This window comes from Brevibacterium sp. OS20 (genome assembly GCF_056837565.1).
Genome location: NZ_CM166367.1, coordinates 402,279 through 418,336, shown reverse-complemented (window position 1 = coordinate 418,336; position 16,058 = coordinate 402,279). Strand labels below are relative to the sequence as shown.

At 64.1% G+C, this 16,058-nt stretch carries 17 protein-coding genes; 6 read left to right on the top strand and 11 right to left on the bottom strand.

The features are described 5' to 3' along the window. Positions 1-16: 16 nt before the first annotated feature. The 3 genes from ACVZTU_RS01845 to ACVZTU_RS01835 form a co-directional block, all read right to left on the bottom strand. Positions 17-1,216 carry a pyridoxal phosphate-dependent aminotransferase gene (locus ACVZTU_RS01845; RefSeq protein WP_181271348.1) on the bottom strand — a complete coding sequence of 400 codons (1,200 nt, stop codon included), beginning with the start codon at positions 1,214-1,216 and terminating at the stop codon, positions 17-19. A gap of 169 nt (positions 1,217-1,385) precedes the next feature. Then, positions 1,386-1,946 (bottom strand): hypothetical protein, encoded by a 561-nt coding sequence (locus ACVZTU_RS01840; protein ID WP_181271349.1) that lies wholly within the window; start codon positions 1,944-1,946, stop codon positions 1,386-1,388. A gap of 116 nt (positions 1,947-2,062) precedes the next feature. Continuing rightward, on the bottom strand, positions 2,063-2,542 hold the full coding sequence (locus tag ACVZTU_RS01835) for a cupin domain-containing protein (RefSeq protein WP_229664053.1): 480 nt from the start codon (positions 2,540-2,542) through the stop codon (positions 2,063-2,065). A 179-nt stretch (positions 2,543-2,721) separates the two neighbouring features. On the opposite strand from ACVZTU_RS01835, the gene ACVZTU_RS01830 reads away from it, so the two are divergent. Beyond that, on the top strand, positions 2,722-4,176 hold the full coding sequence (locus ACVZTU_RS01830; RefSeq protein ID WP_482401248.1) for an NAD(P)/FAD-dependent oxidoreductase: 1,455 nt from the start codon (positions 2,722-2,724) through the stop codon (positions 4,174-4,176). Positions 4,177-4,255: 79 nt separating this feature from the next. Next, positions 4,256-5,446 (top strand): pyridoxal phosphate-dependent aminotransferase, encoded by a 1,191-nt coding sequence (locus ACVZTU_RS01825; protein ID WP_376904954.1) that lies wholly within the window; start codon positions 4,256-4,258, stop codon positions 5,444-5,446. 100 nt (positions 5,447-5,546) lie between these two features. Here ACVZTU_RS01825 and ACVZTU_RS01820 read toward each other — a convergent pair whose 3' ends face one another. Continuing rightward, the gene (locus tag ACVZTU_RS01820; RefSeq protein ID WP_376904956.1) at positions 5,547-6,197 is read right to left on the bottom strand and encodes a homing endonuclease associated repeat-containing protein; all 651 of its coding nucleotides are present in this window, start codon (positions 6,195-6,197) and stop codon (positions 5,547-5,549) included. A gap of 160 nt (positions 6,198-6,357) precedes the next feature. Here ACVZTU_RS01820 and ACVZTU_RS01815 point away from each other — a divergent pair, with 160 nt between their 5' ends. Further along, on the top strand, positions 6,358-6,609 hold the full coding sequence (locus tag ACVZTU_RS01815; RefSeq protein WP_139469476.1) for a hypothetical protein: 252 nt from the start codon (positions 6,358-6,360) through the stop codon (positions 6,607-6,609). 1 nt (position 6,610) lies between these two features. Here the strand turns inward: ACVZTU_RS01815 and ACVZTU_RS01810 are convergent, their stop codons facing one another. From ACVZTU_RS01810 to ACVZTU_RS01800, 3 genes are all read right to left on the bottom strand, one after another. Next, positions 6,611-7,015, bottom strand: a complete 405-nt coding sequence (locus tag ACVZTU_RS01810) for a hypothetical protein (RefSeq protein ID WP_139469477.1) — start codon at positions 7,013-7,015, stop codon at positions 6,611-6,613. A gap of 87 nt (positions 7,016-7,102) precedes the next feature. Then, on the bottom strand, positions 7,103-7,765 hold the full coding sequence (locus ACVZTU_RS01805) for a small multidrug efflux protein (protein WP_139469478.1): 663 nt from the start codon (positions 7,763-7,765) through the stop codon (positions 7,103-7,105). 209 nt (positions 7,766-7,974) lie between these two features. Continuing rightward, the gene (locus tag ACVZTU_RS01800) at positions 7,975-8,760 is read right to left on the bottom strand and encodes a helix-turn-helix domain-containing protein (RefSeq protein ID WP_180345659.1); all 786 of its coding nucleotides are present in this window, start codon (positions 8,758-8,760) and stop codon (positions 7,975-7,977) included. A 148-nt stretch (positions 8,761-8,908) separates the two neighbouring features. Here ACVZTU_RS01800 and ACVZTU_RS01795 point away from each other — a divergent pair, with 148 nt between their 5' ends. Then, positions 8,909-9,631 carry a haloacid dehalogenase type II gene (locus ACVZTU_RS01795; protein WP_218973659.1) on the top strand — a complete coding sequence of 241 codons (723 nt, stop codon included), beginning with the start codon at positions 8,909-8,911 and terminating at the stop codon, positions 9,629-9,631. A gap of 54 nt (positions 9,632-9,685) precedes the next feature. Here the strand turns inward: ACVZTU_RS01795 and ACVZTU_RS01790 are convergent, their stop codons facing one another. Further along, positions 9,686-10,966, bottom strand: coding sequence for an ArgE/DapE family deacylase (locus ACVZTU_RS01790; RefSeq protein WP_482401247.1), 1,281 nt, complete (start codon positions 10,964-10,966; stop codon positions 9,686-9,688). A gap of 237 nt (positions 10,967-11,203) precedes the next feature. Between ACVZTU_RS01790 and ACVZTU_RS01785 the strand changes: the two genes are divergently transcribed. Further along, positions 11,204-11,668 carry an SRPBCC family protein gene (locus ACVZTU_RS01785; RefSeq protein WP_139469482.1) on the top strand — a complete coding sequence of 155 codons (465 nt, stop codon included), beginning with the start codon at positions 11,204-11,206 and terminating at the stop codon, positions 11,666-11,668. A gap of 67 nt (positions 11,669-11,735) precedes the next feature. Here ACVZTU_RS01785 and ACVZTU_RS01780 read toward each other — a convergent pair whose 3' ends face one another. The 3 genes from ACVZTU_RS01780 to ACVZTU_RS01770 are packed head-to-tail and all read right to left on the bottom strand — an operon-like array spanning position 11,736 to position 12,846. After that, positions 11,736-12,035 (bottom strand): biopolymer transporter Tol, encoded by a 300-nt coding sequence (locus tag ACVZTU_RS01780; RefSeq protein WP_139469483.1) that lies wholly within the window; start codon positions 12,033-12,035, stop codon positions 11,736-11,738. Next, positions 12,032-12,481: a VOC family protein gene (locus ACVZTU_RS01775; RefSeq protein ID WP_139469484.1), complete on the bottom strand. Its 450-nt coding sequence runs from the start codon at positions 12,479-12,481 to the stop codon at positions 12,032-12,034. Before ACVZTU_RS01775 ends, ACVZTU_RS01780 begins: the two co-directional genes overlap by 4 nt. Beyond that, positions 12,478-12,846, bottom strand: coding sequence for a DUF4440 domain-containing protein (locus tag ACVZTU_RS01770; protein ID WP_139469485.1), 369 nt, complete (start codon positions 12,844-12,846; stop codon positions 12,478-12,480). The genes ACVZTU_RS01775 and ACVZTU_RS01770 overlap by 4 nt, the downstream gene beginning before the upstream one ends. Positions 12,847-12,919: 73 nt before the next feature. On the opposite strand from ACVZTU_RS01770, the gene ACVZTU_RS01765 reads away from it, so the two are divergent. Continuing rightward, entirely contained in the window at positions 12,920-15,946 is a 3,027-nt protein-coding gene (locus ACVZTU_RS01765; RefSeq protein ID WP_482401246.1) for a DEAD/DEAH box helicase, read from the top strand. Positions 15,947-16,058 lie beyond the last annotated feature (112 nt).

Here is a 16,058-nt window from a genome sequence, read left to right as displayed (position 1 = left end):
AACCCCGCCGAACGGACTACCGCCCCGCTTCGATCCACTCCTTGAGGCGGCCGAGACCCGTCGTGATCGCGGTTTCGTCGATACCCGAATAGGCCAGCCGAATGTAGGACCGGTCCTCACCGGGCTGCGGCGACCCGAAGTGCTCGCGAGTGCAGAATGAGACGCCAGTGGCATGCAGCGCCTCGGTGGTGAAGTCCGCCAGAGTCGCGATTCCCTTCGCCTCCATCGCCTCGGTGACATCGGGGAAGACGTAGAACGTCGAGCCCGGGGTCGCCACAGACATGCCGGGAATCTCGTTGATGAGCCGGCAGGTGGCATCACGTCGCTTGCGCAGCACCTCCAGCATCTGCCCGACCGGCCCCTGCGGTCCACGCAGGGCGGCGATCCCCGCCCACTGCACGTACTGGTTCGTGCAGGATTCGTCGTTGGTGTTCATCAGCGAGATCGCCTCGGCGACCTCTTTCGGGGCCACTGCACAGCCGAGCCGCGAACCCGTCATCGCGTACTTCTTCGAGAACGTGTAGAGAATGACGGTGCGCTCCCGCATTCCCGGTAGCGCGGCGATCGACTGGGACTTCCCGCGATAGCGCATCTCGAAGTACGCCTCGTCGGAGAGCACCCACAGGTCGAATTCCTGCGCAATCGCTGCGATGGCCTCACGCTCGCCCGGGGTGGACTCTGCGGAGATCGGGTTCTGCAGGTCGTTGTAGATGATGGCGGTGGTGTTCTCATCGATCGATGCCCGCAGGTGGTCGAGGTCGATGGCGAAGCCGTCGGAGGTCGGAACATATCGGTAGGGCAGGGCCGTACCGCCGAGATATTCGATCTGGGATTCGTAGATCGGAAATCCGGGATTCGGGTAGAGCACGCCTTCGCCGGGGTTCATCACGGCTTGGAGGAATTTCGTGATCACGGGCTTGCCTCCGGTGGTCACGACCACCTCGGCGGGGTCGATCGTCATTCCGCGTCGCGAGCCGATGTCATCGGAGAGCGCCTCCCGCAGTTCGGGAATCCCCGGCCCAGGGCAGTAACCGGTCTTGCCGTTGCGGATCGCCTGCTCCATCGCCTCGACGATGTGGGGAGCGAGCGGGAAATTGAGATCGCCGAGGTGGAACGGGAAGACCTCGTTGCCCTTCGCCTTCCAGTCGGCGGCGGCCTGGGCCACGCGGAAAGCGGTCTCGGTGCCGAGGTTGTCCAAGCGGCGAGCAGTCTTCATCGTCGACTCCTTCTTCGGGGTCCATCACTTCGGGGCAATACTGAGGTGTCGGTGCTGGGGTGTCCATGCGTGCCGCGCGCCGTGGGACGGAGCCCGCCCCAGGGCACGGTGCGCACCGGTTCACTCACGATAGAGCACCTGACCAGGGCTTGTCAGCGGTGTCCGTGTTTCATCCGGCGGCGAGCGGGCTGCGCCCGGCGAGCAGACACCACAGTCCGATGCCGAGGAAGACCGGAGCGCCGAGGATGCCGCACCAGAAGCTCGGCGCCGCGGTCTCGCGCGGCAAGATGAACGCGACCACCGCGACGATGGTCAGCATCAGCCCCGCCACGTGAAGGACGGGCTGGCCGAAGACGACGGCGAGCGCGAAGAAGTGGATGCCGACGATCGCGAAGATGAGTGGAGCGATATTCTCGGTCTGGCCGGTGCGGATGAGGAAGAAGCTCGCCACCGCCCCGATGATGACCTCGGCCCAGAACACGATGAGGTAGAGGGTGAACGCGGTGGTCCCGGTGGTGAAAGCGCTGGGTTCCGACCAGTTGCCGATGGCGGTGAGGATGCTCGGCACGGCGAGTGCGAGGCCCGCGATTCCGAGTCCGGCGAGCACGAGTCGCCAGACCAGTCCTCTGGGTGGCGCTTCCTGTGCCCAGCCTGACCAGATGAACGCGGCGAGTCCGAAGATCGCGCCGATCATGACAAGGTCGCGCGGGTGGGCCACGTCGATCATCATCGATACCTTTCGTCAAAGCTGGCTGACTTCGACACTAGTCAACGAGGCGAATCCGCGCCCATGACGTTTCCCCGACTCCCTCGTCCCTGCCAACCCTGCTGGCCAGAGAGTGAAGCTCACCCTTCGCCGGGCGCGATGAACAGCTTCCGCAGCGGCGTTCCGTCGATGTACCAGCGCGCCTTCATCCCATCATCGAGGCGAACCAGCGATCCCGGCGCCAGTTCGATGGGGTCGCGAAGGGGTTCGTCGAATTCGATGCGCCCGGTCCCGGAGATGACGAGGAAGACCTCGTCGCCTTCGATATCGCGCATCGCTCCAGCGCTCATCTCCCACAACCCGTATTCGGCACCGCCGATGGTGCCGAGTTCGGCGAATCCCGTTGTCACAGACGCCTCCCCCGCCGAGGCGGCCGCCCCTTCCAGCTCGACCGAGCTGCTCGTGCCGAAATCCCCCGCCGAGGCGGCCGGACCTTCCAGCCCCACCGACCCGACCGTGTCGGGTCCTCCCGTCGAGGCGGCCGGAATGGTCTGCCACTCCTCGATCAATTCATGGCTGAGAGGAAATTCGTGGGTGTTGATCGGCTCCATTGCGCTCATGCGAACAGTGTAATTAAACAGCCCACCCGAGTCCCGCCTCGACGAAGAAATCAGTGGGCAGTCGAGCGCGTTTCAACACTCAATACAAATCACCACAACTGTTTACTTCCCGTTGAGCGTGAGATAGAACTGTTTTCGTAGGCGACCACAAGGTCCGCCTCGAGTTCAGGAGATGATCCGTGTCCTACTTCAATGGCGAAGCCTCACACTGGCTGGCAGCATCCCCCGCCGACGACGTCGACGCCGTCCCGCTGCCGCGCGAGAAGCAGGATCTCGTCATCGTCGGCGGCGGACTGACCGGCCTGTGGTCGGCCTACTACGCCAGGCAGGCCCACCCCGATTGGGCGATCACCATCATCGAGGCCCGCCACATCGGCTACGGCGCCTCCGGCCGCAATGGCGGATGGCTCTCGACCCTGCTGCCGGGCAATCGCAGCAAGTTCGCCGAGGCGGTCGACCGCGCCCGGAAGAACGATCCCACCGGGCCGGTCGGCTTGGCAGGACTCGACGGCGTCGCCAGCGTCAGCGCCTTTCAGTCCGCACTCTTCGACTCCATCGACGAGGTCCTCGACGTCTGCGAGACCGAGGGCATCGATGCCCACCAAGTCCGCGGCGGCCACATCGACATCGCTCAGTCGGAGGCCAGCCTGTCCCGGCTGCGCGACCTTGAGGCCGGCAATGAGCAGTTCGGATACGGGACGGAGGATATGCAGTTCCTCGACGCCGAGGCGACTCGTGCCCGCATCAACGTCGACGGGGCACTCGGCAGTCTCTACTTCCCCGGTACCGCCGCCATCGATCCCGCGCTGCTCACCCGGGGACTCGGCCACGTGCTCAGGGAACAGGGCGTGACAATCTGCGAGGCCACCTCGGCGAGGCATATCCGAAAGAATTCGGTCGCCACGGACCGCGGGCCGGTGCGCGCGGACACGATCTTCGTGTGCCTCGAGGGGTATTCGGACACGGTCGGCGGCGACCTGCCGGGCCTGCAGGGACGGCAGGTCATCCCGGTGTTCTCGTCGATGATCGCAACCGAGCCGCTGCCGGGCGACGCGTGGGCGTCGATCGGCTGGGAGGGGCGCGAATGCCTCGGCGACACGGCGCACACGTTCATCTATGCCCAGCGCACGGCTGATGGCCGGATCGCGCTCGGCGGCCGTGGGGCGCCCTATGCTTTCCGGTCGGGCCTGCCCGGTGACGGTGAGGTCCCCGCCGAGGTGGTCGACCTGTTGGCCGGGCGCCTGTCCTCGCTCTTCCCGGACCTCGAGTTCGAGGTTGCTCATGCCTGGCGCGGTGCGCTCGGGGTGACCAGAGACTGGTGCGCCGGCATCTTCTTCGACCCGACACAGCGCATCGGAGTGGCCCGCGGCTATGCCGGGCACGGAGTGACGGCGACTCATCTGGCGGCGAAGACCCTGCTCGATCGGGCCGCCGGAGCTTCGACGCCCTTGACCGCACTGCCGTGGAACGACCACTTCTCCGGGCAGTGGGAGCCCGAACCGATTCGGTGGTTGGGTATCCGGTCGATGTACAAGATCTTCGGCCTCGCCGATGCGTGGGAGTCGGCGACCGGGGCGAAGAAGACGAGCCTGCTCGCCCGATTCGGTTCTCGGCTGGCTGGCCTGCACGAGTAGGCAGGGCGGGGGACCTGCCCCGGTCTTACGCTGTGGCCCACCCCTGTCGTCCCCGCAGGATCGGGGGCAGACTGAGACCATGACGAGTTCGCACAACCGCATCTCCCCCATGGCCGCTTCCTACCCGGCGTCGAGCATCCGCAAGATGTTCAACCTCGCCCTCGACTTCCCCGATGCTGTGAAGCTCACCGTCGGCGAACCGGACTTCACCACTCCGGAGCACATCAAGGCCGCCGGCATCCGCGCGATCGAGAACGACAACACCCGCTACGTCGCCAACGCGGGCATCCCCGAACTGCGGCAGGCGATCGCCCGGAAGTACTCGACTCGGTGGAATCGCAGCATCACGCCCGAGAACGTCATGGTCTCCTTCGGCGCGATGGAGGCGCTCACCTTCGCCCTCGACGTCACGGTCTCACCAGGCGACGAGGTCATCATCCCTGACCCGAGCTTTCCCAATTACATGGGTCAGGTGCACCGCCTCGGCGGGGTTGCGGTGTCCGTTCCTGTCACCGAGGACAATGATTTCAAGCTCCGCGCCGAGGATGTTCGCTCGGTGATCACAGACAAGACCGCAGCCGTGATCATCAACAGTCCGTCGAACCCCTTGGGCTCGGTCATGGATCGGACGGACCTCGAGCAGATCGCTGCGCTGGCCGATGAGCATGGGTTCACCGTCATCTCCGATGAGGTCTATGACGAGATGGTCTTCGACGATGCCGTCTTCACCTCCATCGCCGAGGTGAAGCCATCCACCGCCGAGGTGGGGGCTGAGTTCGATCGGTTCCTGGCCATCGGCAGCTTCTCGAAGACCTATGCCATGACCGGCTGGCGGTGCGGTTTCGTCATCGGTTCGCAAGATTTCATCGCGCCGATGGCATTGCTGCAGGAGGGCCTGACCTCGAGTCTGCCCGGGTTCGTCCAGGAGGCAGCGGTCGCCGCAATCGAGGGACCGCAGGGCGCGGTCGAGGAGATGGTCGCCTCGTATGCCAGGCGGCGTGAGCTCATGGTCGAGCGCATCAACGCCATCGAGGGCTTGAGTCTGCTGCGCCCGGCGGCGACGTTCTATGCCTGGGTGAACGTGTCCGAGTGGGGGCTGGACTCCTGGGAGCTGGCGACCCAGCTGCTCGAGCAGCACAATCTCGCGACGATTCCAGGTTCGGCCTTCGGACCGGCCGGCGAAGGCTACCTGCGCCTGACATTCGCGGTGTCGGACGAGACCATCAACACCGCGTGCGACCGGCTGGAGGCGTTCGCCGCTAACCGGTGATGCCGGGAGTGTTGGGCCACCGAGCGCTCAAGTTACCGCCGAACGCGCATCGCATAGCGTGAGCGGTCGGCGGGAAGATGCACGGCCGCTGATCCGCACCTCACTCAACCGCGGCGAGCGCTGAATTCCAGCTTCCGTAGAACTTCCGGACGGCCGCGGCCGAGGGCACCTCGCCCTTATGCTCGGCGGCGTATTCGGTGTAAGCCTTGTAGGTCGCGGCGGTCCCGCGTGATTCGCAGTCGGCGAGGAATTCGGCAATCGCCTTGTCGTAGGCATCCGCGTCGAAGCGCAGCTGCCCCTTGGCTCGACCGATCTTGTTCGTCGCCAGACCCGCGGCCTTGAGCGCTTCGTTCCAGGACCCGAACCTCTGCACCGCGGTCTGACTGGTCGGCGGCCAGATGGTCGCCCCCTGCGCCGAGGTGGCGCCGAGGCCGTCGAGCACCGACTTGCGCAGCCGGTCGTACCGGCTCGCGGTCAGACTCGGGACCTCTGCCCGGCCACGGACGTACGCAACCGCCGCAGCCACCTCGGCGAGGGTGGACGTCACGGACGTCCCTGAGTTCTCGAGTTGGACGGTGAGGGCGGACTCCACCTCGGCGAGGGTCTCCCGATCGGTGGGGCTGAGCTTGGCTGGGTCGGCACTTGCGGGGATCCCCGGCGCGCCGGCGGAATCGAGGCTGCGGGCGGTGATGAACAGCAGCGCACCGAGCACGGCCAGCGACGAGGTGTGGGTTCTCCCGGTATCAGACATCCAGTCCATTGTACGTTTCAAGTGGGGAACATCAGGTTTCAACCTCGGTACACGCAATCGTCTCCGACTCACGCAACCGCAAATAGTGTCGGTCGTGCGGCCACAGACGGTAGCCGCGCACAGAGAATGCTGACCCTGAGAAGTGGAGAAGACGATGCAGATGAAACGAGTCCTTGGAATCGGAGCAGCCTCTCTGATTCTGGCCACGGCGAGCGTCTTCGGTGGCACCGCCGCTCACGCTGATGTGGTGAAGTTCAGCTACACGTATCACAAGACTCGCGCCGTCTGCGAGAAGATCGTCCTGGCTAAGGCCGCTGCCCATGCCCCCTTTGTCAAGCGGATCGTCACAGCGGAGTGCGAAGCGGTTCGCCCCGGAGAGAAGTACTTGGGCACGGTCAGCTGGGTTGTCTGATTCATGCTGGTCGTTTAGCCCGAACATCGAGCATCGTATTCAACGCGAAGAACAGACCGCTGATCACGACCGCAGTGATCGCAGCCAATGGGATCGAACCGGTGATCAGTAGGTAACCTCCGCCGAGCACAAGCACCGACGCACCCGCCGACACAAGACGCCCGGTCATTTTGCCGCCGATGTCGCTTCCGCTGAGGACGACATCGATCGTCCGCGAGATGACGAACCAGGCAACGAGGATGCCCAAGGTCCCGAGCAGCGATTCGGGCAGACTCAATCGCATCTGCAGGTGCATCGTCTCGCCGAGTAGGGTCGCGGCGAAGGGGACGATCAGCGGCAGTCCCAAAGCGATGAGGATCGGTCCTGTGAGTGTGAGGACCAGCCGGTGGCGATACAGCGAGCGCATGATTCGTCCTTTCTTCTTGCGGCGTCGAGGTCCGTGGGCGGTGGGCTGGTGAGGGCGGCACCTGCGGGGACCGCGTTTCCTGAGGCTTCAGCCGGCCAGCAGGGCGAGCGATCCGGTGGCGATGAGCGTGGTCAGGGTCGTCCAGGCGATGATCGCGATGCCCTGCCACAGCAGGATCCACGAGGTCTTCACACCAGCGCTGACGAGGATCGTCGATGTGATCTGGGTGGGAATCGCCAGCGGTCCGAGCAGGCTCGCACCGGGGACGCCGAACCGAGTGAGGAACTTCTTGAACTTGACCCGCCCCTTGGACTCGGGCTTCCCACCTTCACCGAGGTGGCCCTCCGTCACCGTGTCACCGGCATTGCCGTCGGCCGCTGAATCCGGGGAGAGAACGTCGGCGGATCCATTCCGCGTGGCAGCCGCCTCAGGCACAGCGCCATCAACCGATCCGGAGCCGACACCTGCGCCGACTCCCACGGCCGCGAGCTCACGCTTTTCGCTCTGACGATTCACGACGGCGCGGCGCGCCCGGGCTCCGAGGAGCACGATGACGGTGACGCAGATGAAGTTGCCGATGGCTCCGGCGACTCCGGCGAGCACGGGGTTCATCCCGGCCCACACGCCGATGATCGAGGAGATCTCACCCTCGATGAAGGGGATCGCCCCGGCCGCGGCGATGATGAACGGCTGAAGCAGGTCGGGAACCTGAGCGGCGAGACCTTGGAAGAATTCGATGATGGGATTCATGGTGTCCTCCTGAACGTAATCGGCAGATCCCGGCCCGAATGAACCGGATCTGATGGTTGATACGTTCAGTACAGACTGTGTTCTCAGAACAGGGTCAAGCCCTCATCGTCGAACCCAGCGAATCCTCAGCTATCTTCCCTAGTCACTGTCTTCAGCTCTCTCCCTCAGCTCCCGACATCACTCCTTTTCCTCCGCCTCAGTCCCCTGCCTCAGCCCTCTTCCTCTGCGGCCACGTGCTTGATGAAAGCGACGAACCGCTCGCGATCTTCGTCCGGAATCTCGAGAGTCGGGAAGACAGAGATGAAGGCACGCTGGATGACGTCGATCTGTGCGTCGTTGTAGAGCTCTCTGAGCGAGCCGATGATCGCAGCCTGCCCCATCTTCACGTCCCCGGTCATCCGCTCGGTCGGCGCGAGGAGCCAGGGTTTCGCTTCGAGCTGTCGCTTCATGCTCGGAGCGATCTGCTCTGCCAAGCGTTCGCGGGTGGCGTCGTCGGCATCCTCGGCGAGCTCATCGACTTCCTGGTCGTACGGTGTGGTCTCGGACATGATGGACCGCATCTCCGCGAGCGCCGATTCCTCATACAGGGTCGAATAGATGTTCATCAGTGCGCGATCGGAATTCGACATCCGGGCAGCGATGTCGATGAAGCCTGAAGCAGTATCGATCGGCGCTCCGTGTTCGAGGAGTTGGGACACCTCGGTGCGTGCTTTTTCCAGGGCCGCGATCTGCTCACCGAGATCGACCTCAAGCTGTTTGAGGGCGAGTTGCTGCTGTTCGTGATCGTCGTCGACCGAACCGATATCCGACAACGGGATGCCGAGTTCGCGCATCCGCCGGATCTGATGGAGTCGCAGCAGGTGGGAAGCCCCGTACTGTTTGTATCCGTTGCTCATCCGTTCGGGCTCGGTGAGCAGCCCGAGCTTGTGATAATGCCGAATCGTGTTGACCGTGGTGCCGGTCAGCCGCGCCAATTCGCTCGTGCTCCATCCCACGGTCAGGTCCTTCCGCCGATGCCGTGTAGTTCAGTGTCGATGAGGTCCTCGTCGACTCCCAACACCGCTCAGTCTAAGCGGACGGACTGACATGGTGAGCGGGAGAACCGACGTGGACGGTCTGATGTGCGCGGACTACCGTGTAACCATGAGAGCAGGATTCGATTCGGTCAAGGCCCTCGTCTTCGACATGTTCGGCACCGTCGTCGACTGGCGCAGCAGTGTAGCCGCCGAGGTGGCCGTGCACTTGCGCGACCATGTTCCCGATCTCGTTCCGCTTGAGTTCGCCGACGCTTGGCGGGCCGAATATCAGCCGTCGATGGAGCGGGTGCGCAACGGTGACAGAGAGTTCGTTCGTTTGGATGTGCTCCACCGGGAGAATCTCGAGCACGTGCTCAGAGGTCTCGGCGTCGATCCGAACTCGATTCCCGCGCCGGTCCTCGACGAGACCAATCTTGCGTGGCATCGGCTCGATCCGTGGCCGGATGCGGTCGCAGGTTTGACCCGTTTGAAGGAGCAGTTCATCATCGCTCCACTGTCGAATGCGAACATCCGGTTGGCTCTCGACGTCGCCAAACGTGCTGGTCTTGCCTGGGATGCGATCCTCGGCGCCGAGGTGGCGGCAGCCTATAAGCCGGACCCCGACGCGTATCTGCGGACCGCCGACATCCTCGGTCTCGAACCGCAGCAAGTCGCCATGGTCGCTGCGCACAACAGCGATCTCGCCGCGGCGCAGCCCCTCGGGCTCAACACGGCTTTCGTTCGGCGCCCCACCGAGCATGGACCCGATCAGACCATCGATCTCGAACCCACGGGCGACTGGGACGTCATTGCCGAGGATTTCGAGGACCTCGCTGACCAGATCGGCTGACGCATCGTTTCGAACGGGTGCTGGGCCGGCAGTCCCTGCGGAACGCCAAAGTGACTATTTCAGCGGCTTCAGCCCGCACCACTCGGCGATGAAGAGAGCGATGGTCTTCGTGATGTTGCGGACGGACTCGATGTGGACGCGCTCGTCGAAGGCATGGATGTCGAGGGATCGGGGACCATAGGTCAGAGTCGGCATCGATCCATAGTTCGTGTACACCCGGCCGTCGAGGTAGCCCGGCGTGGAGAACGACCGCAGGGGCTGGCCGAACACATCCCGGTGGGCCGAGCCGAGGACGGCCTCGGCTTCTCCGCCTTCGTCGAGTCGATATCCTGCGGCGAAGAAGCCGGTTCGCTCCAGGCGTGGCAGGCGACTGTCCTGACCGCGCCGGGCGATGCTCGCGTGCCGGACGTGCTCCTGGATCTCTTCCCACGCCTGTTCCGGGTCGATCCCCGGATAAATGGCGGCACGCACGGAGATCTCACACCATGACGGGACGCTGGAGGGCCAGTCTCCACCCGAGATCTCTCCGACGTTGAAGTTGATGGGATGCTCGACATCCTCGAAGCCCGGGTACCGGTCCTTTTGGCCATTCCAATCCGTCTCGAGTGTGCGCAGGTCGGCGATCACGTCATTTGCCGCATCGAAGGCGTTGAAGCCCTTGCTCATCTCCCGGACATGACTCGGTTTCCCCTCGACACGAACGGTGAACCAGATGACTCCGACGTTGGTTCGCACCAGAGCGTTCTCTTCTGGTTCCGGGATGAGCACGGCGTCGCCGGTGTAGCCGCGCAGAAGTGCCGAAAGCGCTCCGTTGCCGGTGCTCTCTTCCTCCACCACGGATTGGAGATGGATCGGGGCTGCAGGAGAGAATCCGGCAGCGGAGATCGCGTCGAAGGCGAAGAGGTTGGCAGCGAGTCCGGCTTTCATGTCCCCGGCGCCACGTCCGTACAGCCAGCCGTCCTCGACTCGAGGCTCGAAGGGCGGAGTAGTCCAATTCTCCAAGGGTCCGGTCGGAACGACATCCACATGACCTTGCAGGATCAGGGATCGGCCTTGCGAGACTGCCGGCCGATAGCTGCCTACGATGTTGAAGTCTTCGTCGTAGGGCACGGTCATCGGTCCGAAGCCCACGTGATCCTCGATGTCCTCTTCGTCGATGCGCCAGCGGTCGGTCTCCAGTCCCCTGTCGGCGAATTCCTGCTCCATGCGGTCCTGGATCGCCGCCTCACTGCCGCGGACAGAAGGACAGCGGATCAGATCACCGGTGAACTCAAGCTGACGATCGAACGCGTTGTCGACGGCGTCGGTGATGGCCTGGGCGACTTCTCGATTCATGCTGTGCTCTTCCCAGTTCTCGTGTTGATGGTTGACGGTCCGAGCCCCGGAGACGCGGATGGCACGTACCTCTGTCGGCTATTCTGCATTCCTCAACGAGTATCCGGAAGAGTGACCGCATTTGCTGTGATTGATTGCGCACCCCCTCCCGTCACTTGGATCGAGCGTATAGCGTGGCCGTCAGGGACGGGTCGACCGACCCGTACTCCCGCCACCATCTGACGAAAGGTGACAAGCATGAATGAGACGAGCATCAGCGCTTCCCGCACGATCGATGCCCCCGTAGAGGACATCTTCCACGTCCTCTCCAATCCAGAGCGTCATGCCGAGATCGACGGCTCGGGAATGGTCCAGTCGGATGACAAGACCGATCGCATCACCGAGGTCGGTCAGAAGTTCTCGATGAATATGCACTGGGACAAGATGGGCGGCGACTACAAGACCGACAACCACGTCATCGGCTATGAGGAGAACAAGCTTCTCGCCTGGAAGACGGCACCAGCCGGTGAGGAGCCACCGGGTTGGGAGTGGGTCTGGGAACTCACGTCCCACAGCCATGACTCGACCGAGGTCTCCGTGACCTATGACTGGAGCGCGGTCACCGACAAGGAGGTGCTCAAGCAGGTCGACTTCCCGGCCGTCAGCGAAGAGGACCTCGAGTCGTCCCTCGGCAACCTGGCAGCAGCGGTGTCCGGAGTCTAACGCCGCGCAGCAGCGCGCAGGCGCGGGTTCCTCACGCCTGACAGCACCCTGACGGCCCTGTTCGAACTCAGCGCAGTTCGTTCAGGGCCGTCTCCGCGCGCCGACGACGGTCTTCGAGCGACATCTCCCACCAGTATTCACCGCGTTCGCCGAGGCCGTTCTTCGCGACATCCACCCTCCGTCTCGCCTCCGCGAGATCTTTTCCATCGCCCCGCTTCTTCGCCTGCTTGACGGCGTTCCTCGCGGCGCCGAGGCGGCTCTTGAGTTCCTCGATCACGCTCGGTTCCAGTGCTGGGTCGGTTCGTCGCCACCGGCGTCCTTTGACGATCAGCCAACGCTCGTCATCATTGTCGCTGTTCTCGCTCATGCGACGAATATGCAGAACGGATGGCCGGAGGGATCGGTGAAGACATACAGCGGTTCGTCCTCATCGTCGGTACGATCGACGCGCAGTTCGGCACCCAGATCTTCGGCACGCTGCAGCTGTCGTTCCAGCATGGTCCGGTTCGGCACCGTGAGGTCGAGGTGCATCTGCATGGGGATGTCCGTTGCCGGCCACGTCGTCGGTTCGAGGCGATCAACCCGCTGAAAAGCGAGCTTCCGGTTCCCACTCGCATCAGTGAGCACCAGCCAGTCGGGGACCTCGGGCTCGGCACTCGTCCCTGAACTGCGACCGTCGGTCGGTTCGTCTCCCGGGCGATAGACGTAGCCGAGCAGCCGTCGATAGAACTCCGCGAGCATCCTCGGCTCGGTCGTATCGATGACGGTGTGGAGCAGCTCAGGAAATCCAGCGTCTTCCGCCTCACCCGTCATCCGAGCTCCAACGGCGTGAGCACCGCGATTTTCCAGCCGTCTTCGATACGCACCAGCTGATACATGTTCCGCTCGTCGGGGGCACCTCCCTGATATTTCCACGTGACGTCGGCCCAGATGCTGTGGTCGGTCGATGCTGCCACCGTGACCTCGGCGTTCACCTCGGTGACGCCCGAGTACTGTTCGAAAGCGCTCGCGAAGAAGCTCTCCGTCTGCGCCGCCTCGGTGACGAGGATCCGCTGCCCCGGGAACTCGATGAGCGCCGGAACCGCGTAATGATCGGCGATTGCTGCGGCGTCCCGATCGATGAGCGCACGGGTATAGGTGTCGAAGAACTGCCTGTGAACCTCTTTGTCCTCATCCATGCCGCAGATGCTACTCCGCGCCCCTGACACAGCTCCGTCACCCCATGTCACCCTCCAATGAGAAGATGGCATCGTGCCTGAGACCCGACCGTCCGCCGCCACGACCGGTGCCGCCATCCCCGCCGACTGGCGTGATGCCTTCGCCCCACTCGCCGAGGCGGCTCCGCACTCACACACGCCCGTGGCCTTGGGATTCGAGCTCGTCCAGGTCATCCCCCGCTCATGGTTCGAAGCTCAGCACTCCGTCCTCCTCGACAAGGACGACGTCACCCCGGGCGCGAATCCGAGCCTCGCGATCCGCCCGCTCATGCTCAGCGAGTCCGGCAACTGGGTGAAGAAGTCCCTGACCTGGCGCACCATCGACCGCATGGCCCGGCAGTTCGACATCGACCCGGCCCACCAGGAATGGTTCACCCAACTCGCGGGACTGCGCACCCGCGGGAAGACGGACTTCACGCCCGACGGGGCGCCGTACCACCTCGGCGATTTCCGCACCCCCCTGCTGTGGGATCACTTCACGCAGGGGAAGAAGCTCGGCATCGAATTCGTCGGCATCAATCCGGATATGACCGTCCGCATCGGGCACACCGCCCGCGCCGTCATCGACATCCGCCGCAGCCAGAACCGCCTGCAGGTGCAGACGCGGGCGACCATCGACGAACGCGAATATACTCCCGCGCTGATCAAGCCGATCTGGACACACGGCTTCTTCGGCGTCGACGTCACCAGCGGTTTCACCGTCACCCTGGCCCCCGCGGAGACCCCGACGAAGGAATCCACACTGCCCGTGCTCCATTCCCCCGGCCCGATCACGATCCCAGAGGCCGAGGCCGAAGAATTCTTCGAGGAGTACTACCCGCAGCTGCGCTCCAGCGCCGAGGTCATCAGCAGCGACGCCACCGTCGCCTTCCCCCAGTACGGTCGCCCCCGCCTCGTCGTCTTCGCCGCCTTCGGCGCCGGCGACAAACTCTCCTTAAGCTGGTACTGGGAATACCAGGGACCCCGCCGCACCTTCCCCGTCATCGATCGATTGAGGCTCAGCACCGCCTCGGCGAGGGAATATGCGAGGCAACGCGAACTCGACTTCGAAGATGCCGTCGTCACCGAGGTCGACAAACTCCTCGCCGACACCCACGAAACCGGCTCCGCCCTGCCGGGCATCAAGGACGTCGAACTCAACGACGCCGACACCGCGGATTTCGTCGTCAACGTCCTGCCCGGGCTAGAGGAGATCGAGCACGTCAAGGTCATCACGCGCGGGAAGAAGCAGCCATACCGGGAGCTCGGCGGGGAACCGAACGTGAAGATCACCTCGGTCGAGTCGGACAAGAACGACTGGTTCGACCTCGGCTTCCAGATCAGCATCGACGGCCGCCCGGTCCCCTTCGTCAAGCTGTACAAGGCGCTGGCGGCCGGGACGAAGAAGATCAAGCTCTCCGACGATTCGTTCCTGTCGCTGAACAAGCCGATCTTCGACAAGCTCAAGGCCCTCCTCGCCGAGGCGGATCTCATCCCCGAATGGGAGCCCGGAGCGCCGAAGATCTCCCGCATGCACGTGGGCCTGTGGTCGGATTTCGAGGACCTCGCCGATGAGTCCGAACCGGCTGTGACCTGGAGAGACTCGGTGCGCGCTTTGGCCGACCTCGAACACCTCCCCGCCACCGAGGTGCCCGACCTGAACGGTGCGAAGCTGCGCCCGTATCAGGTGCAGGGATTCCGGCGGCTGGCGCTGCTGTACCGGTGCCGGCTGGGCGGGATCCTCGCTGACGACATGGGTCTGGGCAAGACCCTGCAGACGCTCGCGCTCATCGCGCACGCGAAGGCGGACACTCCCTTCCTCGTCGTCGCGCCCACCTCGGTGGTGCCGAACTGGGTGAAGGAAGCCGCCGCGTACACGCCTGACCTCGATGTTCGTGTCGTGGCTGAGTCGACGCGGGCGCGTGGGTCCGACCTCGCCGAGGTGGCTCGCGGTGCCGATGTCGTCGTCTTGTCGTATGCGATGCTCCGGCTGGAGGAGACCCCGATCTCGCGGATGGAGTGGGCGGGGCTCATCCTCGACGAGGCGCAGTTCGTCAAGAATTCGTCGGCGCAGACGCACCTGGCGGCGAAGGAGGTGCGGGCACCGTTCCGGCTCGCGTTGACCGGCACTCCTCTGGAGAACTCGCTCAAGGACGTGTGGTCACTGTTTTCGATCACGGCACCCGGACTGTTCCCGAGTCCTCACCGGTTCGAGGAGGAATACGTCCGACCGATCGAGTCGGGTGAGAACCCGGGACGGATGCAGCGTCTGCAGCGGCGGATCCGACCGTTCATGATGCGTCGGACCAAGGATCTCGTGGCTGCGGACCTGCCGGAGAAGCAGGAGCAGGTCATCTCGGTCGAGCTCAATGCCGCGCACCGGAGACTCTACGATCGGATTCTGCAGAAGGAGCGGAAGAAGATCCTCGGCTTCATCGACAGCGAATACGACAAGCAGCGGTTCATCGTCTTCCGGTCGCTCACGCTGCTGCGGATGCTCGCTCTCGATCCGTCGATCGTCGATGCCGAACATACTGAGGTGCCGTCGTCGAAGTTGGCGGCGCTCCTGGAACGGCTCGACGATGTCATCGCCGAGGGCCACCGGTCGATCGTGTTCAGCCAGTTCACGTCGTTCCTGTCCAACGTCGCCGCGGACCTCGACGCTCGCGGGATTCCCTATGTCGTCCTCGACGGGTCGACGCGCAATCGCGGTGCGGTCGTCGATGCGTTTCGGTCGGGTGAGGCGCCGGTGTTCCTCATCAGCCTCAAGGCCGGCGGGTTCGGGCTCAACCTCACCGAGGCGGACTATGTCTTCCTCATGGATCCGTGGTGGAATCCCGCCTCGGAGAATCAGGCGATCGACCGGGCGCACCGGATCGGGCAGACGAAGAGCGTCATGGTCTACCGCTATGTCGCCGAGGGCACGATCGAGGAGAAGGTGCTCGCCCTGCAGAAGCGCAAGGCCGAACTCTTCGACGACCTCATGTCCGACGCCGGCACGTACGTGGGCCGGGGCCCAGGCGGGCAAGCCTTCAGCCAGACGGTGACCGCCGCGGACATCAAGGGGCTGCTCGAGGGGTAGGCGATTCCAGCTAACCTCACGGATCACGGAAGAGTATTTACTTTAGGTGCCCTAAAGTAAATATTCTCGCCAGACCGGCCTCAATAGTTCCCGGTCGCCCAGGCGACCGAAA